This is a genomic window from Streptomyces sp. ADI96-02 (assembly GCF_003846185.1).
Classification (GTDB): domain Bacteria; phylum Actinomycetota; class Actinomycetes; order Streptomycetales; family Streptomycetaceae; genus Streptomyces.
Genome location: NZ_ML123034.1, coordinates 3809388 through 3830147, shown reverse-complemented (window position 1 = coordinate 3830147; position 20760 = coordinate 3809388). Strand labels below are relative to the sequence as shown.

The window sequence follows — 20760 nt, the reverse complement described above, 5'->3', positions numbered from 1 at the left end:
CTCAATCGCCGGAGGGGCTTGAATGGGCCGGTTCGCCGGAGGGGCTTGCGGCGGTGGACCGTTCGCCGGAAGGGCTGGGGCGTGTGGTCGGTGCGTTGGGGCGGGCTCCGGCTCGGGCCGCCGCCGCCATCTCCTCCAGCCGCGCCAGCATCGGCATCGGGTCCACGCCCACCGTCCCCGGCAGGAAGTCCGCGATCCGCTCCGGCGTCCAGGCTCCCTCCGCGTAGCCCGCCCGCAGTTCCCTGGGCTGGGCCCAGACCGCGATCTTGGGGCCCGCGATCGTGTAGACCTGCCCGGTGATGCCCTCGGCGCGGGCCCGCTCGCTCAGCAGGTAGACGACGAGCGCCGCCACGTCCTGCGGCTCGCCGATCTCCGCCAGCTCCATCGGCACGCCCGCCGACATCCGGGTCCGGGCGACCGGGGCCACCGCGTTGGCCGTGACGCCGTACCGGTGCAGGCCGAGCGCGGCGCTGCGGACCAGCGAGATGATCCCGCCCTTGGCGGCGCTGTAGTTGGCCTGCGCCACGCTGCCCTGGTGGTTGCCGCTGGTGAAGCCGATGAGCGTGCCGCCGCCCTCCTGCTTGCGCATCACCGCCGAGGCGGCGCGGAACGCGGTGAACGTGCCCTTGAGATGGGTGGCGAGGACCGGGTCCCACTCCTCCTCGGACATGTTGAACAGCATCCGCTCCCGCAGGATCCCGGCCACGCACACGACGCCGTCGAGCCGTCCGAACTCCGCGAGCGCGGTGTCCACGAGCCGCTGCCCGCCGGCCATGGTGGAGATGTCGTCGGCGACCGCCACGGCCTCGCCGCCCGCCGCCCGGATCTCCTCGACGACGCCCCGGGCGATCTCGCTGGTGGGCTCGGAGCCCTCCACCGAGACGCCGTAGTCGTTGACGACGACCCGGGCCCCCTCGGCGGCGGCGGCGAGGGCGACCGCCCGTCCGATGCCCCGCCCGGCACCCGTGACGGCGACCACCCTGCCTGCCAAGAAGTTCCCCATGCCCGGCCCCTTCCCGCGGTTTCTGACGGACCGTTAGATTTTACGGGCAGTCCGACGCCCCGGCACAAGACCCAGGAGGCCCCCATGTCCCTGCCGGCCGCATTCCACGAGATCGCCCGGCGCGTGAACAACTGGGGCCGCTGGGGGGACGACGACGAGAGGGGCACGCTCAACCTGATCACCGACGCCGTCGTCCGGGAGGCCGCGGCCACCGTCCGCACCGGCCGCCGGATTCCGCTCGCGCTCCCGCTGCGGCGGGACGGGGTGCAGAGCGGACTGATCCCGGGCCGGATCGATCCGCTGCACACGATGACCCAGATCAACCAGGAGCTGTTCGGCCCCGGCACGGTCGCCACCAGCGACGACGTCGTGACCATGGGGCTCCAGGCGGCGACGCACTGGGACGCGCTGACCCACGTCTCGCACAGCGGGAAGATCTACAACGGACGCCCCGCCGACACCATCACCGCGCACGACGGGGCCCGGTTCTCCTCGATCGCCACCGTGCCGCACCTCGTCTCGCGCGGGGTCCTGCTGGACGTGGCGCGCGCCCGGGGCGAGGACCGGCTGCCCGGCGGCCACGCGGTGACCCCGCAGGACCTGTCGGAGGCGGAGGAGTTCGCGGGCGTACGCGTACGGGCCGGGGACATCGTCCTCGTACGGACCGGGCAGGTGCGGCTCGCCCTCGCCGGGGACCGGCAGGCGTACGGCTATCCGTCGCCGGGCCTGTCGGTGCACACGCCCGCGTGGTTCCACGCCCGGGACGTGGCGGCGGTCGCCAACGACACGCTGACCTTCGAGATCTTCCCGCCGGAGATCGAGGACCTGTGGCTGCCCGTGCACGCGCTCCACCTGGTGGAGATGGGCATGCTCCAGGGCCAGAACTGGAACCTGGAGGAGCTGTCGGCGGCCTGCGCCCAGGAGCGCCGGTACGCCTTCCTGCTCGCCGCCATGCCGGAGCCCTTCGCCGGGGCCACCGGCACCCCGGTCGCCCCGGTCGCGGTCCTGTGAGCACGGCGGCGCGCGGGCCGGCCGCGCGCGGGTCTCAGGCCAGGTTGGTGAAGAGGCACGAGGGCGGTTCGCACACCCCGGTGACGGAGGGCTCCTGCCTCGCCGGGAAGGCCGCCGGGCCGCCCCGGTCGATCTCGCACCAGATCCGCTTGCCGGCGCCCTCCGGCTGCCAGCCCCAGCGGTCCGCGAGGCCGTCCACCAGCTCCAGGCCCCGCCCGTTGGTGTCCTCGCCCGCCGCGTGGCGCTGGAGCGGCGGGCGATCGCTGGCGTCCGCGACCTCCACCCGGACGGTGCCGCAGGAGCCCCCGGCCGCGCCGAACAGCATCCGCAGCACGGCCGGACAGCCCGTGTGGACCACCGCGTTGGTGACCAGCTCCGAGATCAGCAGGATGAGCGTCTCGGCGAGCGGTTCGTCATCCCCTATCCCGGATCCGACCAGGCGCGACCGCGCCCATCTGCGGGCCCGCCCCACCTCTGCGGGATCCGGACCGACCTCCAGCTGAACCTGAAGCACCTGCACCGCTCACACCATCCGAACCGGCGGACACATCGCCTCGCGCCTCCTCAGGGTCACGGAACGTGATTCCCTTACGCGACAGCATGGTTGACGTACAGTCACCGCAACAAGCGCTTCGGGCATATTCCAGCGCGAAGGAGTACGCGTGGTGCATACTGTGCGACGCACGCTGCGGGGAGTCGAACAGGAGGGCTCCGACGCCACGGGAATCGCTTCCCGCGCAGGCCCGGCACCTCTCCTCGGGGCGCACGCGCGGCTTCCGGAGCCGCCGCACAGGCCGCCACCCGGATCGTCGGGTTCCAGAACCACTCGCACCCCACGGAGCGTACCCGAGCCCGGCCGCGACTCCGCCCGGTGACGAATCACGCGAAGGACACAAGCCGGTATCGACCTCGGCCGTTTGCGCTGCGTCACCCTCCGGCCTCCGCTTCGGACCTCCGCCGTACGAACGCCGGTGACCTGCCGGTCCGGTCCGCCGTCCGGTCCGCCGGGCGGTCCAGCGCGGCGGCCAGGACCTCCTCGGCGGCCCGCGCGGCGAGCCACCGGGCGGACCGCAGCCAGGCCCGTTTCAGGTGCAGGTGAACATCTGCCTCCCAGGTGAAGCCGGTACCGCCGTGAATCTGGAGGCAGTCGCGCGCGTTGAGGACCGCGGCCTCGTCGGCGAGCAGTTTGGCCCCGGCGATCTCCACCCGGTCGCCGGTCAACGCCGCCGCGTACACGGCGGCGCGGGCCACCCCGGTCCGAACGTGCATGTCGGCGCACAGGTGTTTGACGGCCTGGAACGATCCGATGGGCGCGCCGAACTGCTCGCGCGTTCCGGCGTGTTGGACCGCCATCTCGGTGGTGTGCGCGGCGCTGCCGAGTTGTTCCGCCGCCGTCAGCAGCGCGGCCTCGTCGCGCAGCCGGTCGGCGGCCGTCCCGGTCGGCTCCCCGGCCCCGGGCGGCGGCATGGCCACGCGGTGGAGCGGGGTGAGCGGGTCCAGCGACCGCACCGGCCGGGCCGTACGCGTCAGGGCGCGCAGGTCCGCGCCGGTCAGCAGCCGGGCCGGGCCGCCGGGTTCGGCCACGAGCAGCGCGTCCGCGCCCGCCAGATCGGCCACCGGCAGGTCCCCGTCCAGGACGGCCACCACCGCCTCGCCCTCGGCCGCGCCCGCCACCGCGCCCGCCGCCGCCTGCGTGGCGACCAGCGGGCCCGGCAGCAGTGAGCGGCCCGCCTCCTCCAGGAGCAGGACCGCCTCCGGAAGTCCGAGGCCGACGCCGCCCGCCTCCTGCGGCAGCCGCAGGGCGAACAGCCCGGCGGCGCCCAGCTCGCGCCACAGCACCCGGTCCACTCCCCCGCCGCCCGCGACGGCCGCCCGCATCCGCTCCCGGTCGAAGGCGGCGGCGAGCAGGTCGCGCATGCCGGTCCGCAGGGCCCGCTGGTCGTCCGAGAGCTGGAGGTCCACGGTGGTTCAGCGCCCCTTCGGCAGGCCGAGCACGCGCTCGGCGAGGATGTTCCGCTGGATCTGCGAGGTGCCCGCGGCGATCGTGTACGACAGGGCGGAGAGCCGGTCCAGGACCCACTCCCGGTCCAGGTCGAAGGCGTCCGCGCCGAGCACCTCGGCCGCCGCCGCGTACAGCTCCTGGCGGATGTGCGAGTAGCGCAGCTTGAAGACGGAGGCCCCCGCGCCGGGGACTCCCCGGGTGCGCTGGGCCTCGCCGACGTTCTGCTGGGTGAGCCGCCACAGGGCGCGCAGTTCGGCGTTGAGCCGGCCGAGCCGGCGGCGCAGCACCGGATCGTCCCACCGCCCGTTGGACCGGGCCTCGGCGGCGAGGGCGTCCAGGGTGCGGCGGCAGGCGACGACCTCGCCGACGAAGGCGGTGCCGCGCTCGAAGGAGAGGGTGACCATGGTGACGCGCCAGCCGTCGTCCTCCGCGCCGACCCGGTGCGTGAGCGGCACCCTGACCTCGTCGAGGAACATCTCCGCGAACTCCGTGGAGCCCGCCAGGGTGCGCAGCGGGCGCACGGTGACGCCCGGCGCGTCCATCGGCAGGGCGAGCCAGGTGATGCCGCGGTGCTTGGGCGCGGCGGGGTCGGTGCGCACGAGCAGTTCGCACCAGTCGGCGACCTCGGCGTGCGAGGTCCACAGCTTCGCCCCGGTGACGACGTAGTGGTCGCCGTCGCGCACGGCCCGGGTCCGCAGGGCGGCGAGGTCGGAGCCGGCGTCCGGCTCGCTGAAGCCCTGGCACCAGATCTCGTCGCCGCGCAGCACCGGCGGCAGCCAGCGGGCGCGCTGCTCGGGGGTGCCCTCGGCGGCGATGGTCGGTCCGGCGTGCAGCAGCCCGACGAAGTTCGCCCCGACGTACGGGGCTCCGGCCCGTTCGCTCTCCTCCAGGAAGATCAGGTGCTGGGTCGGGGTGGCGCCCCGGCCGCCCGCGTCCACGGGCCAGTGCAGGCCCGCGTATCCGGCGTCGTACAGCCTGCGCTGCCAGGCGGTGTCGTACGCCCGGCGGGCCGGCCAGTCCTGCGGCGGCGGCTTCGGGGGCAGTGCGGGCAGGACGCCGGCGAGCCAGCGCCGCAGCCGCTGCCGGAACTCCTCCTCCTGCTCCGTGTACGCGAGGTCCACGCCATGCCGCCTAGGCGTCCAGGTCCAGGCCGAGCATCCGGATGGCGTTGCCGCGCATCAGTTTGCGGATCGTCTCCTCGTCCAGCCCCTCGACGTGGTCGAGCGCGACCTGCTTGGTGTGCGGGAAGGTCGAGTCGACGTGCGGGTAGTCGGTCTCGAAGGTGGCGTTGTCGCGGCCGACGACGTCCAGCGAGGCGATGCCGTGCTTGTCGCGGAAGAAGCAGCAGAACATCTGCCGGTAGTAGTACGTGGACGGCGGCTCCGGGATCAGGTCGCGCACCCCGCCCCAGGCCCGGTGCTCCTCCCACACGTCGTCGGCGCGCTCCAGGGCGTACGGGATCCACCCCATCTGGCCTTCGCTGTAGGCGAGTTTGAGCGTCGGGAACTTGACCAGCACTCCGCTGAAGAGGAAGTCCATCATCGAGGCCATCGCGTTGTTGAAGGAGAGCGACGCCTGGACGGCCGGGGGCGCGTCCGGGGAGGCGGCCGGCATCTGGGAGCTGGAGCCGATGTGCATGTTGACGACCGTGCCGGTCTCCTGGCAGACGGCGAAGAACGGGTCCCAGTAGCCGGAGTGGATGGACGGGAGGCCGAGGTAAGTGGGGATCTCGGAGAAGGTGACCGCCCGCACGCCCCGGGCCGCGTTGCGCCGGATCTCGGCCACCGCCAGGCCGATGTCCCACAGCGGGATGATGCAGAGCGGGATGAGCCGGCCGCCGCTGTCGCCGCACCACTCCTCGACCATCCAGTCGTTGTAGGCGCGCACGCAGGCCAGGGCGACCTCCTTGTCGCGTGCCTCGGCGAAGGTCTGCCCGCAGAAGCGCGGGAAGGTGGGGAAGCAGAGGGACGCCTCGACGTGGTTGAGGTCCATGTCCTTCAGGCGTTCGGCCGGGTCCCAGCAGCCGGGCCGCATCTCCGCCCGGGTGATGCCCTCCAGCGTCATGTCGTCGCGGTCGAAGCCGACGGCGGCGATGTTCCGCTTGTACGGGAACTTCAGGTCCTCGTAGATCCACCAGTCGGTGGGCGGGCCGTCCGGGTCCATCGTGATGAGGTACTTGCCGCCCGTGTAGATCAGCTCGCCGATGCCCGCGGTGAGCGGCCGGGGTCCGCGCTCGCGGTACTTCGCGGGCAGCCAGGTGGAGAAGAGGTGCGCGGGCTCGATCACGTGGTCGTCGACGCTGACGATCCGAGGCAGTTCCGTCATGGTGTCCCCTTCGGCGCACACGGCCGTTTCTGATGACCTGTCAGATTTCTTGCCGCCCTCAGGCTAGCCCCGCACCCCTGGACCGACAAGGCGCGGAGTCCTACGCTCTGCGCACTGTCTGACTGACCGTCAGTTCGGAGGGACCGCTGTGACCGCCGTGAACGACGTGACCCGGACCGCCCACGCCCTGGGCGCCTCCCGCACGTTCTGGGAGCTGATCGAACGCCGCGCCGCCCTGACCCCGGACCTCCCCGCGCTGCTCCAGGACGACCGCGCCCTGACCTTCGGGGAGCTGCGGACCCGCGCGGAACGGGTCGCCGCCGGGCTGTACGGGATGGGGGTGCGGGCGGGCGGCGTGGTCGCCTGGCAGCTGCCGACCCGGCTGGAGACGGCCCTGCTCTCCTTCGCCCTGGCCCGGATCGGGGCCGTGCAGACACCGCTCATCCCGTACTACCGCGAGCGCGAGGTCGCCTTCGCCCTGCGGGAGTCGAAGGCCGCGCACCTCGCCGTGCCGGGCGTGTGGCGCGGCTTCGACCACACCGCGATGGCCCACCGGCTCGCCGCCCGGCTGGAACGCCCGCCCCAGGTGTTCGAGGCGTACGACGCCCTCCCCGACGGCGATCCCGCCGTGCTGCCGCCGCCGCCCGCCCCGGCCGAGGGCGGTGCCGTCCGGTGGATCTACTGGACCTCGGGCACCACCTCCGACCCCAAGGGCGTCCTGCACACCGACCGCGGGCTGATCGCGGCCGGCTCCTGCCTGGCGCACGCGCTGCGGCTGTCGGCGGACGACGTGGGCTCGATGGCGTTCCCGTACGCGCACGTCGCCGGGCCCGACTACACGGTGATGCTGCTGCTGTACGGATGCCCGGCCGTGATGTTCGAACAGTTCGCGCTGCCGGACGCCCTGGCGGAGTACCGGCGACACGGAGTGACGGTGGCGGGCGGGTCGACCGCGTTCTACTCCATGCTCCTGGCCGAGCAGCGCAAGGCCCCGGGCCGGCGGATCGTCCCGACCCTGCGGCTGCTCGCCGGCGGCGGGGCCCCCAAGCCGCCGGAGCTGTACCACGAGGTCGTCCGCGAGATGGGCGTGGCGCTGACCCACGGCTACGGCATGACCGAGGTCCCGATGATCACCATGGGCTCCCCGGACGACACCCCGGAGCAACTGGCCCACACCGAGGGACGGCCGCCCGCCGGGATGGAGATCCGGATCACCGACGAGCGGGGCGGGCCCCTCCCGTACGGCGTGGAGGGCGAGGTGCGACTGCGCGGCGAGGCGGTCTGCCGGGGCTATCTGGACGCCGGCGCCTCGGCCGCCGCCTTCGACGCCGACGGCTTCCTGATCACCGGCGACCTGGGCCGGCTCCGGGAGAGCGGCCACCTCACGCTCACCGGACGGCTCAAGGACGTCATCATCCGCAAGGGCGAGAACATCTCCGCCCGGGAGATCGAGGACCTGCTCCACCGCCACCCCGCCGTGGCCGACGCCGCCGTCGTCGGCCTGCCCGACCCGGAGCGCGGGGAACGCGTCTGCGCGGTCGTCGAACAGGTGCCCGGCACCGCGCCCCTCGACCTCGCCGAGGTCGGCGGCCACCTGCGGCGGGAGGGCCTGTCGGTCCACAAGATCCCGGAGCAACTGGAGATCCTCGACGCGCTGCCCCGCAACGAGACGCTGCGCAAGGTGCTCAAGTACCGGCTGCGCGAGCGGTTCGGCGGCTGAACCCGGCCCCGGCCGGGCGGGGCCGCCGGCGCACGCCGCGCCGGCGGCCCTCGGTCATCGCGCGTCCGGCTCGATCACCGTGAAGTAGACGGCGAGCGCGCCGACCACGTCGCTCTCGGCGATCCGGCCGTCATGGTCGGCGTCCAGGCTCTGCGCCGCGACGCCCGCGACCTCCTCGCCGGCCCCGAGGACCCGCAGGGCCCGCTCCACGGCCGCCACGGACGCCCTGCCGTCGTTCTCGCTGTCCGCGACCGCGATCGCCGCGCGCAGGAACGGCCGGGCGATCTCCGCGAAGCGCTCCGGATTGTCCCGCAGCCGCTTCACCGCCCCGCCCACGAACTCCTCATGGGTGACCCGCTGGTCCCCGTCCACGTCGGCGATGCCCGCCATGCCCTGCCAGAACGCCTCGGCCCCGGTGTAGAGGGCCTGGCCCTTGTCGCAGCGGGCCGTCGTACCGAACTCGGCGAGCAGACGGGCCGCGGCGGCGTTGAAATCGGCGCGATCGATGGTGCCGTTGCCGTCCTGGTCGAAGGCGGCGAAGCGGTGCGCGATCTTTCGCTCGTACTCTGCGCTGTCCATGCGGGGAGCGTACGTCGCCCGGAGCCCCGCCGTGTCACCGAGCCGCCGCACCCGTGTGACGACCTGGTACCGGTACGCCGTCCTCAGGCGGTCAGCGGCCGGCACTCCTCGTCGATCGCCGAGGCCGCGTCGGCGTACACGTCGAACAGCCGGCGCACCCCGAGCGCGCCCAGCACCTTGTTGACGTGGGAACCGTCCTCCGCGCCGCGCGCGGGCAGGATCAGCCGCAGCCGGCCGCCGCAGGACTTCATCAGCCGGCGGGCCGCGATCAGCACGCCGACGCCGCTGGAATCGCAGAAGAAGACACCGGACAGATCGAGCACCACATCGTGCTGCCCCTCCGCCACCGCCTCGTGGACGGACTGACGCACGACGGGTGACGTCACGAGGTCGAGTTCACCGCGTATCTGCAGCACGGTCCAGGAGCCCTGCTCGGTTTCGTCCACCTTCAGCGTCACGCCACTGGACCTCTCGTTCCGGGGCTCCCGGCAATCCGGAAGTTTCGGTTCCTCATCGCGGCTGCTGCCCAACCGCTCATCCATGAAACACCGGGCCGGGCGCGGCGGCCCAGGGGGTTTCCGGTGGAAATGATCACTTCGGGCCCGTTTCCCCTGCTCAGCCGTGAGAACAGCGCCCCGGCGGCCGGACCGGAAAAAACGCGGTCCGCCGAAGCCGCGCGGAGACGGACGGAGGAACACCGAGGCGGACAGTTGACGCAAAGGCGCGTGCACGCCCCGCGCGGCGGACTACATTCGGACGACGAGGGCAAGAGAGTGGATCACGGATTCGGGTACGGACCGGGGCTGGGGGTTTCATGGCGAAGGACGCACCTCCCCGCTGGGACCGCCGGATGCAGCAGCGGCTGGCACGCGGCGAGGCGGCGGCGCTCGGCGAGCTCTACGACCGCTTCTCCTCCCTCGTCCACAGCCAGGCGCACCGGATGCTCGACGACCAGGAGGCCGCCGACCTGGTGACCCGCGAGGTCTTCGCCCAGATCTGGGAGGACCCGGGCGCCTACGACCCGAAGCAGGGCTCCATGCGCTCGTGGGTGGCCCGCCTCACCCACCGGCGGTCCGTGCAGCGGCTGCGCCGCGCGGAGACGTCCGCGTACGCCGAGGAGCACGGCGAGGGAGCGGTGCCGGATCCGGAGGAGCTGGAGCGGCGGGTGCGCAGCGCGACCGCCGCCGCCCGCGCCGACTACATCGTCTCCTCGATGCCCGCCCCGCTGCGCCGGGCCCTGGAGCTGGCCTACGTCCACCGCCGGGACTACCGCCAGACGGCCGCCGACCTCGGCGTGACCGAGGACGAGGCCCGCCGCCGGCTCCGGCTCGGACTCCAGCTGCTCTCCACCGCGAACGCCCGCCCGCTCGACGGGTTCTCCCCGCCCGGATACGGACGAGTCCGGTGACCGGCGGCGGACGCGACGACGGGGTACGGGGCGCCCGGCGCATACCCGGCCCGCGCGGCGCGGCCGACGATCGCGACCTCCCGCGGGCTCCCGGCGAGCGGGACCCCGGCGTACCGGACCCCGCCGTGCCGGATCTCGCCGTGCCGGAGGTCCCGCTGCCCGGGCGTCCCGCCCCGTCCGACGTGCCCGCCCTCTCGCACCAGGTCCTCAAGGCCCTCCTCGGCGCGTGGGCGCTGTCCGCCTGCTCGGCCGGGGAGACCGCCGCCGTCGAGGAGCACCTGACCGGGTGCGCGCCCTGCGCGGACGAGGCCCTGCGGCTGCGCGACGCGGTGGGCCTGCTGCACACCGACGGCTCGCTCGACCTCGACCCGACGCTGCGGTCCCGGGTGATGGACGGCTGCCTGAGCCGCCGCCCGGCGCGCATACCGGTGCCCGAGTGGGCCGTGCCGTACGACGCGGAGACCGCCCGGCTCGACGCGCTGCTCCGCGACATCGGCGACTCCGAGTGGCACGCGCCGGTGCGGCTGCGGTGGTTCGAGGAGGAGCACGCCGTCTCCCGCCGCACGACGGTGGCCGGGGTGGTCAGCCATCTGATGGCGGTCGACGGGCTGGTCTCCGCCGCGCTCGGCCTCGACGACCCGCTCGGCGGGGCCGAGGCGCCGCTCTCCCCGACCGAGCGCACCGAGACGTACTGGGCGGCGACGGGCCGGCCGCCCACCGGGAACATCCGCGAACCCTGGCGGGACCTGAGCCACGAGCTGATCCGCACGTCGTCGTTCGTCGGCCGCAACGTGGCCGAACTCTCCGTCTCCTACGGCGACTTCGCCCTGCCGCTCCAGGACGCCCTGCTGGACCGCGCCTTCGAGTGCTGGGTGCACGGCGGAGACATCGCCGACGCCGTCGACTACCCGTACGCCGCGCCGTCGGCCGCGCATCTGCACCGCATGATCGACCTCGCCGCCCGGCTGCTCCCGGCCGCCCTCGCGGGCCGCCGCCGCTCGGGACGGGCCGGACCGGCGAAGGACCTGGTCGCCGCCGGCGCTCCGGGCCGGTCGCTGCACCTGGAGGTCGAGGGCCACGGCGGCGGGGACTGGTACATCGCGCTGGACTCGCCGGCCGCGCTCGGCTCAGGCGACCGGGCGGTGGCGCAGGTGGCCCTGGACGGCGTGGAGTTCTGCCGGCTCGTCGCGGGCCACATCTCGCCGGTGGAAGCGGCGGCGGGCCAGGAGGGCGACCGCGAGGCCATCCGCGACGTGCTGTTCACGGCGGCCTCGCTCAGCCGCCTGTGAGAGCGGCCCCGCCGGACGTCAGGTGAAGACCACCGTGCGGCGGCCGTTGAGCAGGATGCGCCGCTCCGCGTGCCACTTCACCGCGCGGGCCAGCGCCTGGCACTCCACGTCCCGGCCCACGGCGACCAGCTGGTCGGGCGTGACGTCGTGGGCGACCCGCTCGACCTCCTGCTCGATGATCGGCCCCTCGTCGAGGTCGGCGGTGACGTAGTGGGCGGTCGCGCCGATCAGCTTGACCCCGCGCGCGTGCGCCTGGTGGTAGGGCCTCGCGCCCTTGAAGCTCGGCAGGAACGAGTGGTGGATGTTGATGATCCGGCCGCTCAGCTGCTTGCACAGGTCGTCCGAGAGGACCTGCATGTAGCGGGCGAGGACGACCAGCTCGACGTCCTCCTCCCGGACCAGCTCCAGCAGCCGCGCCTCGGCCTCCGGCTTGTCGTCCTTGGTCACCGGCAGGTGCCGGAACGGGATGCCGTAGGAGGCGACCAGCTCGGCGAAGTCGGTGTGGTTGGAGACGACGGCCGCGATCTCCACCGGCAGCGCGCCGCTGCCGGCGCGGAACAGCAGGTCGTTGAGGCAGTGCCCGAACCTGCTGACCATGAGCACGACCCGCATCCGGTCCGCCGCCCGGTGGATCTGCCACTCCATCCGGAACGCCTGCCCGATCGCGGCGAAGCTGGCGCGCAGCTTCTCCACCGTCACGGTGGCGTCCGCCGAGAAGTGGACGCGCATGAAGAACAGGCCCGTGTCGTGGTCGCCGAACTGCTGGCTGTCCTCGATGTTGCAGCCCGTCATGAAGAGATAGCTCGACACGGCGTGCACGATGCCCTGCTTGTCGGGGCAGGACAGCGTGAGGACGTACTGCTCGGGCGCGACGGCGTCCGGGGCGGCGGAGGAGGCGGGCTGCGGCACGGTCATCCTCGTAGGGTGCCACACCCGCCCCGGGTCAGGCGGTCCTGGTCATGATGCGGATGACGTCCAACGAGTGCGGCGGCGTGTCCGGGTCCTCGGCGTCGTTCGCGGCGAGCATCACGTGCGCCTCGCGGGCCGCCCGGACGGCCTCCGGCCAGCCGTGGTGCTCCAGGTAGGCCGACACGGGGGCGTCCGCGCCGACCTGGTGCATGATGCGCAGCACCCGCAGCGCGGCCGTGTCCACGGCCGCCGCCTCGGCGGAGTCCCGGAATATGGTGCCGACGTACTTCTCGGCGGACCAGTTGTCGAGCCAGGTGTCCTCGACCAGGCGGTACACGGCGTCCGTGACGTCCCCGTAGCCCTCCCGGCCGGCGAGCCAGCACTCGTGGTGGAAGACGGGGTCGGAGAGCATGTGCAGCGCCGAGCGCACGTTGGTGCGCCAGCGCCACCACGGCATGTCAGTGAGCGGCATGACGCCCATGGTGGAGGAGCGACGGCCGCGACGGGAAGTGTTCTCCGAACCTTGCTGCACGGTCGTCGATCGTACGTTCCTCCGCGCCGGGCCCTCACGGCCCCCCGCAATTCACCCGCGCGTCACCGAGCGTTGCTCGCGGGACACCGCGTCGTTACCCCGGGCGCGGAAGTGTTCCCGTCCATGACCGGACGGCGACGCCCCACCTTTTCCCGCTCCTTCCAGTGTGCCGTCGGCGCGGCTGCGGCCGGGGCGACGGCGCTGTCCGGCTGCGGCGTGCTCCCCGGGGACCCGGGGGGCTCCGGGGGGTCCGTCACCGTCATGACGTGGGCCCCCGACCGGGTGGAGGACGCCGACGCGGTGAGCATGCCGGGCGTGCCGGCGATGGCCCGGACGTACGCCCGCTGGATCAACGAGCAGGGCGGAATCGGCGGGCGCGAGCTGAAGGTGGTCGTCTGCGACGAGGACGACACCGCGGCCGGCGCCGAGCGCTGCGCGCGGGAGGCCGTCGACCGGAAGGTGGCCGCGGTCGTCGGCTCCTACAGCCGGTACGGGCAGAGCTTCATCCCGGCGCTGGAGGCGGGCGGCGTGCCCTACATCGGCGGCTACGGGGCCTCGGCGGAGGAGTTCGAGAGCTACCTCTCCTTCCCGGTCAACGGCGGCCAGCCGGCCCTCCTGGCGGGCCACGGCAGACAGCTGGCGAGCAGCTGCGAACGGGTCTCGCTGGTGCGGCCCGACTCGATCGTCGGCGCGGGCATGCCGCAGCTCCTGGACACCGGGCTGCTCGCGGCGCACCGGCCGGCCTCCACCGACATCCTGGCCGCCGAGGACGCCACCTCCTACGACGGGCAGGCGGCGAAGGCGCTGGGCCGCACCGGCGGAAGCTGCGTCACCGCGGTGCTCGGAGCCCGTACCGAGACGTTCGTCGACTCCCTGCGCCGGCTCGGACCGGACGGCGAGCGGGCCAGGATCTCCTCGGTGCTCGGCAGCGTCAGCCAGCGGCTCATCGACCGCACCGGCGGACGCGACAGCCCCTTCGAGGGCGCCTACGTCACCGGCTGGTACCCGGACGCGGGCGATCCGCGCTGGGACGAGATGCGCCGGGTGATCGGGAAGTACGCCTTCAAGGACAACCGCGTCGACCCGGACGACACCGGTGTGCAGACCACCTGGATCGCGTACACGGCGCTGCGCGAGGTCGTCGAGGCGATCGGCGGTGAGGGCGCGATCACGGCGGGCCGGATCGTCAACGCCCTCAACCGGGGCGCCGAGGTCGACACCGGCGGGTTGACGCCGGTGCTCCGCTGGCGGTTCAAGGACATGATCGGCACCTTCGCCTACCCCCGGATCGTCAACGCGAAGGTGACGTTCCAGGTGGTCCGCGAGGGCCGTCTCACCGCCCAGCGGGAGGGCTTCGTGGACGTCACGGACGCGCTCGCCGACGTCCCGCGCACGGCGGCGGGCTGACGGCCCCGCGTCCGGCCGGCCCGCCGCCCCGGGGGGAGCGGCGGGCCGTCGGGGTCACAGCTCGGTGGGGCCGTGCTGGGTCAGGCCGTACTTCGAGGCGATCGCGTTCCAGAGTCCGGACGCCTGCTGCTTCGCCGCGGTCGCCTCGCCGCTCTGCTGGTTGGCGCGGGCCGTCTCGTTCGTGGACCGGGCCCGGCCGCCCTTGCAGACGCCCTTGTTCTTCTGGGCCTGCCGCGCCCAGGCGGCGTAGTGCTCGTCGGCCGCCGCCGACGCCTTCCACGCCTTGGTCAGCGAGGTCGTCAGGTCCGCGTTCCGCGGCAGCTCGTCCAGGCTCAGGCCGCCGAGCCGGGTCACCAGGTCGCGGCGCTGCTGGGCGGCGCCCCGCAGGTCGGCGCCGGCCCGGTCCAGGTCCTTGCAGGACTTGATCTTCTCCACCGCGCTGATCACCGCGGCGCGGCTGTCGTTGCTGTCGGCCAGCAGCTTGTCCAACGCCTCGGCCTGGGGCTTCGCCGGGTCGACCGCCGCCTTCGTGGTGGGCTCCTCCTGCGCCGTGGTGCTCTGCGAGGCGACCGGCCGCTTGTCGTCGGCGGGCTCGTCGCCGCCGCTCATCAGCGCGCCCGCGCCGAGCCCGATCACGGCGCAGCCGCCGACGACCGCGGCGATCAGGACGCGCGCGGACCGCCGGCGCGGGGCGTCGCCGCCGTGCTGCCGGGGCGGCTCGTGCGGGCCGCCGCCGTGGGGCCCCTGGGGGCCGGGCCCGTAGCCCGGCGGGGTGTGGGGCGGCAACTGGCCGCCCGGGTAGGGCTGCTGGGGCGGCGGGGCCTGGTGCGGCTGCTGCTGCCCGTACGGGGGCGGGGGCTGCTGCCCGTACGGGGGCGGGGGCTGCTGGGCCGCGTCGAACCGCGGCATCTGCTGCGTGGCGCCCGCGGGCCCCTCCGCGCGGAAGAGGTTGTCGAACTCGGCGGGCGGCTGCCGGTCCCCCGGCGCACCCGGCCGGATGTCGTACGGGGCGCCGCCGGGCACCGGCGGTATGTACTGGGTCGCGTCCGCGTCGCCGCCCGGTCCCGGCGTTCCGGGGTAGCCGCCGGAGGCGGCCGGAGGCTGCTCGGGCGGCAGCCCGCCGGGCCCCGGGCCGCCGGGCACGGGGGCGATGAACTGCGTGGCGTCCGCGTCGCCGCCCGGCGCCCTGTGCGGGCCCGGCCCGCCGGCCTCCGGCGGCAGCGGCTGCGCGTACGGCTGCGGCTGCTGGTAGGGCCCCGGGTGGGGCGGCTGCTCGTACCCGCCCGCGCCCTGGCCGTATCCCTGCCCCGGCCCCTGCTGCACGGGCGGCAGCGGCTGCGGGTAGCCGTACGCCCCCGGCGCCTGCACGCCGGGCTGCTGCGGCGGGGCCTCGGGCCGCGGCTCCCAGGACCCGCCCCACGGCTGCCCCGCGGCGGGCGCCGCCTGTCCGCCCCGGTCGTCCTGACCGGCCGGGCCGCCGGTGGATTCCCCCGGGTTCCAGGGGGCCCCGCCGTCGGAGGGCAGCACGACACCTTCGTGCGCGGGTCGTCCAGCGGGGAGCTGTCGCTCGCCGCCCTGTCCGCTCTGCGTCACCGGGACTCCTACGTGTGAACCTACGGAATCGTCGGCTCACGCTATCGGGTGGCCACCCGGCTCCGCCAAGCGCGTCGTGCCCGCGCCGCCCCTTCACCGGCCGGGTAACACCCGGCCCGCCGACGGCGCTGTTATGGGGCGCGCCGGCCGGTCCGCGGCTCAGGCGGCCTGGAGCTCCAGCCGTTCGCCGAACTCGCGCACGGCCGGTTCCTGCCCGTACGGCACGAGCCGCTGCTGGAGGTCGTCCAGGTACTCCGCGCCCCGGCTGGAGCGCACCGTCCCCAGCAGCTCCATCGCCCGCGTGCCCGTGCGGCAGGCCCGCTCCACGTCGCGCTGCTGCACCTGCGCCGAGGCGAGCAGCACCAGGGCGATGCCCCGGCGTCGGGCCCGGGTCTCCGGCAGCTCGGCCAGCGCCTCCTTCGCCCGGCGCGCGGCGGCGTCCGCCTGGCCCAGGTCCCGGTGGCAGTGGGCCAGTTCGTCCGCGAGGTACCCGGTGTCGAAGTGCGCGATCCAGGCCGGGTCGTCGCCGCCCTTCGGGTCGGCCTGCTCCAGCGCGGCCACGGCCCGCCCCGCGACCGCGTCGCACGTGCGGGCGTCGCCCATCAGCGCGTGCCCCCGGGCCTCGGCCGCGTAGAACATCGCCTGCGCGCGCGGGGTGACCTGGCCCCGGGCCCCTTCCTGCGCGGCCCGCGCCAGTTGCGCGATCTCGCGCGGGTTGCCGAGCTGCGCGGCGAGATGGCTCATCGAGGCGGCCAGCACGTAGCCGCCGTAGGCCCGGTCGCCCGCCGCCTGGGCCAGGCGCAGCGCCTGGATGTAGTAGCGCTGGGCGAGTCCGGGCTGACCGGTGTCCACGGCCATGTAGCCGCCCAGCTCGGTGAGCCGGGCCACCGCGGCGAACAGCTCCCGGCCGACCGCCTCCCGGTAGGACCCCGAAAGGAGCCCGGAGACGACGCTGTTGAGGTAGTGCACGAGCACCGGCCGGACGTGGCCGCTGCCGAAGCGGTGGTCGAGGTCGACGAGCGCGGCGGTCATCGCCCGCACGGCCTCGACGTCCGCCGGCCCGACCCGGGACCCGGCGGACCGGGCGACCTGCGGATCGGCTCCCGAGATCAGCCAGTCGCGGCTGGGCTCGACCAGGGCGGACGCGGCCACGGCCGAGCCGGAGAGCAGATCGCGCCGGCCCACGTCGCTGCGCCACAGCTCGCAGACCTGCTCGATGGCTCCGAGCACGGTCGGCGCGTACTGGAGGCCGACGCCGGAGGCGAGGTTCTTGCCGTTGGCCATGCCGATCTCGTCGATCGTGACCGTGCGGCCGAGCTTGCGGCCGAGCGCCTCGGCGATGATCCCCGGGGCCCTGCCCCGTGGTTGCTGGCCGCGCAGCCAGCGGGCCACGGACGTCTTGTCGTACCGCAGGTCGAGTCCGCGCTCGGCCCCGACCATGTTGACGCGGCGCGCGAGGCCCGCGTTGGAACAGGCGGCTTCCTGGATGAGCGTCTGGAGCCGTTCGTTGGGCTGGCGGGCCACGAGAGGTCGTGCTGCCACATTTCCCCCTGAAACAGTCTGAATACGCGGTGATCGGTGGAAGGATCACTGCCCGTCACATACACAAGAAATGCGCATATTCCATCGGCATTCGTTGAGGGCACGGCGAGTTGCCCGGTCCCGCTGGTGGCTACCCGCGCGTCGGTGCGTCGGCCCCTGCGCGCCCCCGCCCGTGCACCGATGCGCCCCGCGTGCGGGGCCGCTGCGCCGGTCCCGGCTCCGCCGCGCCCGTAACCCCAGGTGGCGGCGGTAGTTGTGCTCAGCGTGGAAGAGCCCATCGGAGTCACGGAAGCCGCCCAGGTCCCCCAGCAGCGAGGGGATCACCTGCTCGACGCCGCGGTGCGGTACGCGGAGGAACGCCACTGGGACGTGTTCCCCGGCACCTGGCTGGAGGCGGCGGACGGTTCGGAGCGCTGCTCCTGCGGGGAGCCGGACTGCGCCCGCCCCGGAGCGCACGCGCCCCGGCCAGACTGGGCGGGCCAGGCGACCGGAAGCGGCGCGGCGGCCCGGCGCATGTGGTCCCGGCAGCCCCGGGCCTCGGTGCTGCTGCCGACCGGCCGCACCTTCGACGCCCTCGACGTCCCCGAGTCCGCCGGATTCCTGGCGCTGGCCCGGATGGAGCGGATGGACCTCACGCTCGGCCCGGTCACCTGCACGCCCGACCGCCGGATGTTCTTCTTCGTCGCGCCGGGCGCGGCGGCCAAGGTGACCGACCTCGTGCGCGCGCTCGGCTGGAACGCCCGCGCGATCGACCTGGTGGGCCGCGGCGAGGGCCACTACATCGCCGCGCCGCCCACCCGGATCGGCGGGCGCGGGGCCGTGCAGTGGGCCCGCCGGCCCACTCAGGTCAACCGGTGGCTGCCGGAGGTGGACGAACTGATCAGCCCGCTGGCGTACGCCTGTGCCCGCGAAGCCGCCGACGCCCGGGCGCGCCTTTCGTAGGCTGGTCCCCACCTATGGGGATATCGAAAGGCTGTGCCATGCCGGACCGGGCGGATGCACGTACGGATACAGAGGCGGAGGCGGGTGCGCGCGCGGCGCGGCCCGCCGTTCGCATACAGGGGCTGTGGAAGCGGTTCGGCGAGCAGGTCGCCGTCTCGGGCATCGATCTGGAGCTGCCAGCGGGGAAGTTCGTCGGCCTGGTGGGTCCCAACGGAGCGGGCAAGACCACCACGCTCTCCATGGTCACCGGCCTGCTCCGGCCCGACAGGGGGACGATCGAGGTCGCCGGGCACGACGTGTGGAGCGACCCGGTCGCGGTGAAGTCCCGGATCGGCGTGCTGCCGGAGGGGCTGCGGCTCTTCGAGCGGCTCTCGGGACGCGAACTGCTCGCGTACAACGGGCGGTTGCGCGGGCTGCCGGGCGCGGAGGTCGACAAGCGGGCCACCCAGCTCCTGGACGTGCTGGACCTCGCCGGCTCGCAGCACAAGCTGGTGGTGGACTACTCGACCGGGATGCGGAAGAAGATCGGCCTCGCGGCGGCGCTGCTGCACAACCCCGAAGTGCTCTTCCTGGACGAGCCGTTCGAGGGCGTCGACCCGGTGTCGGCCCAGACGATCCGCGGCGTGCTGGAGCGCTACACCCGGTCCGGCGCGACCGTGGTCTTCTCCAGCCATGTGATGGAGCTGGTCGAGTCGCTGTGCGACTGGGTGGCGGTGATGGCGGCCGGCCGGATCAAGGCGCAGGGCACGCTGGCGGAGGTCCGGGGCGACGCCCCCTCCCTGCAGAGCGCCTTCCTCGAACTGGTCGGCGCGGGCGGCCGGGACACCGGCGACTCGCTCGACTGGCTGGGCGGCGACCGATGAGCGTGCTGGACGCCCCGGTGGGCGGCGCGGCCCCGGCGGCCCCCACCACCCGCCTGACCCCCGTCTTCGTCCGGCTCAAGCTGACGCTCCTGCGCAACGGGCTGCGGCAGTCCGCCGGGCGCAGGGCGGCGTTCATAGCCTCGCTCGTCGTCACCCTGCTGCTCGCCGCGGGCCAGGTGCTGGGCCTGGTCCTGCTGCGCGGCCACGAGCACGCGGGCGCGCTCGTGGTGCTGCTGACCGGGGTGGTGGCCCTCGGCTGGGCCGTGCTGCCGCTGTTCTTCCCGAGCGGCGACGACACCCTCGATCCGACCCGGCTGGTGATGCTGCCGCTGCGCCCGCGGCCACTGGTCCGGGCCCTGCTGGTCTCCTCGCTGGTCGGCATCGGCCCGCTGTTCACGCTGTGCCTCGTGCTCGGCTCGGTGCTCGCGCTGGCGCACGGGGCGGCCGGCGTGGTCTTCGCGGTGCTCGCCGTCCCGCTGACGCTGCTGCTGTGCGTGGCGCTGTCGCGGGCCGTCGCCACCGCCAACGTCCGGCTGCTCAACTCCCGCAAGGGCCGCGACCTCGCGGTGCTGAGCGGGCTGGTGATCGCGGTCGGCATCCAGTTCGTCAACTTCGGTGCGCAGCGGCTCGGCCGGGCGGGCGGGCTCTCCGCGCTGGAGCCGGCCGCGGACGTGGTCCGGTGGCTGCCGGGGGCCTCGGCCGTCGCGGCCGTCGACGCGGCATCGCAGGGCGCGTACGGGGCCGCGGTCGCGCAGACGCTGATCACGGGCGCGGCGCTCGGCGCGCTGCTGTGGCTGTGGCGGCAGAGCCTGGTCAAGCTGATGACCTCGCCGGACGGCTCCACGCTGGCCGCGGCGGAGCCCGAGCGCAAGGAGTCGGGCCGCTCCGGGCTGTCGGCGCTGCTGCCGGAGGGCCGTACGGCGACGGTCGCGATGCGCAGCCTGCGGTACGTGGCGCGGGACCCGAAGACGAAGGCGGCCTGGGTGACGGCGCTGGCGATCGGGCTCATCGTGCCGGTGCTGAACGCGTTGCAGGGCGCCGGGTCGGTCTACTTCGCGTGCTTCGCCGCCGGGATGCTCGGCATGCAGATGTACAACCAGTTCGGCCAGGACACCTCGGCCTTCTGGATGGTGGCGCTGACGATCTCCTCGACCCGGGACGCGTACGTCGAGCTGCGGGCGCGGGCGCTGGCCCTGCTGCTGATCACCCTGCCGTACACGCTGCTGGTCTGCGTGGTGACGGCGGCGGTGCTCGGGGCCTGGCGGTCGCTGCCGGGGGTGCTGGGGCTGTCGCTCGCGCTGCTGGGCGCGATGCTCGCGACGGGCGCGGTGGCCTCGGCGCTGTTCCCGTACTCCATCCCGCAGGACGGGGCGTTCAAGAACGTGGTGCCGGGGCAGGGCGGGCTGGCGTGGATCTCGATCCTCGGCGGCATGGCGGCCTCCGCCGTGCTGACCGCGCCGGTGATCGCCCTGGTGGTCTGGCTGCACGTCTCGGACCGGCAGGACGCGCTGTGGCTCGTGGTGCCGATCGGGGTCGCGTACGGCACGGCCCTCGGGTGGGCGGGACTGCGCGTCGCGGCCCCGCGCACGGCGAACCGGCTGCCGGAGATCCTGGCCGCGGTCAGCAAGGGCTGAC

At 74.1% G+C, this 20760-nt stretch carries 19 protein-coding genes; 8 read left to right on the top strand and 11 right to left on the bottom strand.

All coding sequences use genetic code 11. The features are described 5' to 3' along the window. Position 1: 1 nt before the first annotated feature. Entirely contained in the window at positions 2 to 1003 is a 1002-nt protein-coding gene (locus tag EES43_RS16860; RefSeq protein ID WP_124269478.1) for an SDR family oxidoreductase, read from the bottom strand. A gap of 84 nt (positions 1004 to 1087) precedes the next feature. Between EES43_RS16860 and EES43_RS16855 the strand changes: the two genes are divergently transcribed. Continuing rightward, complete coding sequence (locus tag EES43_RS16855) at positions 1088 to 2014, top strand: cyclase family protein (protein ID WP_124269477.1); 927 nt, start codon at positions 1088 to 1090, stop codon at positions 2012 to 2014. Between the two features lie 34 nt (positions 2015 to 2048). Here the strand turns inward: EES43_RS16855 and EES43_RS16850 are convergent, their stop codons facing one another. The 4 genes from EES43_RS16850 to EES43_RS16835 all read right to left on the bottom strand — a co-directional run bounded on the left by EES43_RS16850 (position 2049) and on the right by EES43_RS16835 (position 6341). Further along, on the bottom strand, positions 2049 to 2534 hold the full coding sequence (locus EES43_RS16850; protein ID WP_124269476.1) for an ATP-binding protein: 486 nt from the start codon (positions 2532 to 2534) through the stop codon (positions 2049 to 2051). A 407-nt stretch (positions 2535 to 2941) separates the two neighbouring features. Further along, complete coding sequence (locus EES43_RS16845; protein ID WP_124269475.1) at positions 2942 to 3976, bottom strand: acyl-CoA dehydrogenase family protein; 1035 nt, start codon at positions 3974 to 3976, stop codon at positions 2942 to 2944. A 6-nt stretch (positions 3977 to 3982) separates the two neighbouring features. Then, complete coding sequence (locus EES43_RS16840) at positions 3983 to 5137, bottom strand: acyl-CoA dehydrogenase family protein (protein ID WP_124269474.1); 1155 nt, start codon at positions 5135 to 5137, stop codon at positions 3983 to 3985. A gap of 10 nt (positions 5138 to 5147) precedes the next feature. Then, entirely contained in the window at positions 5148 to 6341 is a 1194-nt protein-coding gene (locus EES43_RS16835) for an amidohydrolase family protein (protein WP_124269473.1), read from the bottom strand. A gap of 148 nt (positions 6342 to 6489) precedes the next feature. Between EES43_RS16835 and EES43_RS16830 the strand changes: the two genes are divergently transcribed. After that, entirely contained in the window at positions 6490 to 8061 is a 1572-nt protein-coding gene (locus tag EES43_RS16830) for a class I adenylate-forming enzyme family protein (RefSeq protein ID WP_206430069.1), read from the top strand. A 54-nt stretch (positions 8062 to 8115) separates the two neighbouring features. Here EES43_RS16830 and EES43_RS16825 read toward each other — a convergent pair whose 3' ends face one another. Together EES43_RS16825 and EES43_RS16820 are read right to left on the bottom strand one after the other, a co-directional pair. After that, the gene (locus EES43_RS16825) at positions 8116 to 8640 is read right to left on the bottom strand and encodes an EF-hand domain-containing protein (protein ID WP_124269472.1); all 525 of its coding nucleotides are present in this window, start codon (positions 8638 to 8640) and stop codon (positions 8116 to 8118) included. An 83-nt stretch (positions 8641 to 8723) separates the two neighbouring features. Next, entirely contained in the window at positions 8724 to 9098 is a 375-nt protein-coding gene (locus tag EES43_RS16820; RefSeq protein ID WP_124269471.1) for an STAS domain-containing protein, read from the bottom strand. A gap of 356 nt (positions 9099 to 9454) precedes the next feature. Here EES43_RS16820 and EES43_RS16815 point away from each other — a divergent pair, with 356 nt between their 5' ends. Both EES43_RS16815 and EES43_RS16810 read left to right on the top strand, forming a co-directional pair. Continuing rightward, positions 9455 to 10048, top strand: a complete 594-nt coding sequence (locus EES43_RS16815; protein ID WP_124269470.1) for an RNA polymerase sigma factor — start codon at positions 9455 to 9457, stop codon at positions 10046 to 10048. Next, positions 10045 to 11337 (top strand): zf-HC2 domain-containing protein, encoded by a 1293-nt coding sequence (locus EES43_RS16810; protein WP_124269469.1) that lies wholly within the window; start codon positions 10045 to 10047, stop codon positions 11335 to 11337. Before EES43_RS16815 ends, EES43_RS16810 begins: the two co-directional genes overlap by 4 nt. A gap of 18 nt (positions 11338 to 11355) precedes the next feature. On the opposite strand, the gene purU is transcribed toward EES43_RS16810, so the two are convergent. Both purU and EES43_RS16800 read right to left on the bottom strand, forming a co-directional pair. After that, positions 11356 to 12252, bottom strand: coding sequence for a formyltetrahydrofolate deformylase (gene purU, locus EES43_RS16805; RefSeq protein ID WP_124269468.1), 897 nt, complete (start codon positions 12250 to 12252; stop codon positions 11356 to 11358). 28 nt (positions 12253 to 12280) lie between these two features. Then, positions 12281 to 12727, bottom strand: coding sequence for an SCO4402 family protein (locus tag EES43_RS16800; protein WP_124269467.1), 447 nt, complete (start codon positions 12725 to 12727; stop codon positions 12281 to 12283). A gap of 174 nt (positions 12728 to 12901) precedes the next feature. On the opposite strand from EES43_RS16800, the gene EES43_RS16790 reads away from it, so the two are divergent. Further along, positions 12902 to 14185 carry an ABC transporter substrate-binding protein gene (locus EES43_RS16790; protein WP_124269465.1) on the top strand — a complete coding sequence of 428 codons (1284 nt, stop codon included), beginning with the start codon at positions 12902 to 12904 and terminating at the stop codon, positions 14183 to 14185. Positions 14186 to 14239: 54 nt separating this feature from the next. Here the strand turns inward: EES43_RS16790 and EES43_RS16785 are convergent, their stop codons facing one another. Both EES43_RS16785 and EES43_RS16780 read right to left on the bottom strand, forming a co-directional pair. Further along, complete coding sequence (locus tag EES43_RS16785) at positions 14240 to 15778, bottom strand: hypothetical protein (RefSeq protein ID WP_124269464.1); 1539 nt, start codon at positions 15776 to 15778, stop codon at positions 14240 to 14242. Between the two features lie 159 nt (positions 15779 to 15937). Further along, the gene (locus EES43_RS16780) at positions 15938 to 17320 is read right to left on the bottom strand and encodes a transcriptional regulator (protein WP_124269463.1); all 1383 of its coding nucleotides are present in this window, start codon (positions 17318 to 17320) and stop codon (positions 15938 to 15940) included. Between the two features lie 255 nt (positions 17321 to 17575). Here EES43_RS16780 and EES43_RS16775 point away from each other — a divergent pair, with 255 nt between their 5' ends. The 3 genes from EES43_RS16775 to EES43_RS16765 are packed head-to-tail and all read left to right on the top strand — an operon-like array spanning position 17576 to position 20759. Beyond that, positions 17576 to 18262, top strand: coding sequence for a bifunctional DNA primase/polymerase (locus EES43_RS16775; RefSeq protein WP_124269462.1), 687 nt, complete (start codon positions 17576 to 17578; stop codon positions 18260 to 18262). Between the two features lie 38 nt (positions 18263 to 18300). Continuing rightward, positions 18301 to 19125, top strand: a complete 825-nt coding sequence (locus tag EES43_RS16770) for an ABC transporter ATP-binding protein (protein ID WP_124269461.1) — start codon at positions 18301 to 18303, stop codon at positions 19123 to 19125. Continuing rightward, a complete protein-coding gene (locus EES43_RS16765; RefSeq protein ID WP_124269460.1) occupies positions 19122 to 20759 on the top strand; it encodes a transporter in 1638 nt (545 codons plus the stop codon). Before EES43_RS16770 ends, EES43_RS16765 begins: the two co-directional genes overlap by 4 nt. The last annotated feature ends 1 nt before the right edge of the window (position 20760 follow it).

What these genes read in the sequence shown, in the direction of transcription:
- EES43_RS16770 (WP_124269461.1), top strand. Translation starts at nt 18,301, where the DNA reads ATGCCGGACCGGGCGGATGCACGTACGGATACAGAGGCGGAGGCGGGT.
- EES43_RS16790 (WP_124269465.1), top strand. Translation starts at nt 12,902, where the DNA reads ATGACCGGACGGCGACGCCCCACCTTTTCCCGCTCCTTCCAGTGTGCC.
- EES43_RS16855 (WP_124269477.1), top strand. Translation starts at nt 1,088, where the DNA reads ATGTCCCTGCCGGCCGCATTCCACGAGATCGCCCGGCGCGTGAACAAC.
- EES43_RS16815 (WP_124269470.1), top strand. Translation starts at nt 9,455, where the DNA reads ATGGCGAAGGACGCACCTCCCCGCTGGGACCGCCGGATGCAGCAGCGG.
- purU (WP_124269468.1), bottom strand. Translation starts at nt 12,252, where the DNA reads ATGACCGTGCCGCAGCCCGCCTCCTCCGCCGCCCCGGACGCCGTCGCG.
- EES43_RS16800 (WP_124269467.1), bottom strand. Translation starts at nt 12,727, where the DNA reads ATGGGCGTCATGCCGCTCACTGACATGCCGTGGTGGCGCTGGCGCACC.
- EES43_RS16825 (WP_124269472.1), bottom strand. Translation starts at nt 8,640, where the DNA reads ATGGACAGCGCAGAGTACGAGCGAAAGATCGCGCACCGCTTCGCCGCC.
- EES43_RS16835 (WP_124269473.1), bottom strand. Translation starts at nt 6,341, where the DNA reads ATGACGGAACTGCCTCGGATCGTCAGCGTCGACGACCACGTGATCGAG.
- EES43_RS16765 (WP_124269460.1), top strand. Translation starts at nt 19,122, where the DNA reads ATGAGCGTGCTGGACGCCCCGGTGGGCGGCGCGGCCCCGGCGGCCCCC.
- EES43_RS16860 (WP_124269478.1), bottom strand. Translation starts at nt 1,003, where the DNA reads ATGGGGAACTTCTTGGCAGGCAGGGTGGTCGCCGTCACGGGTGCCGGG.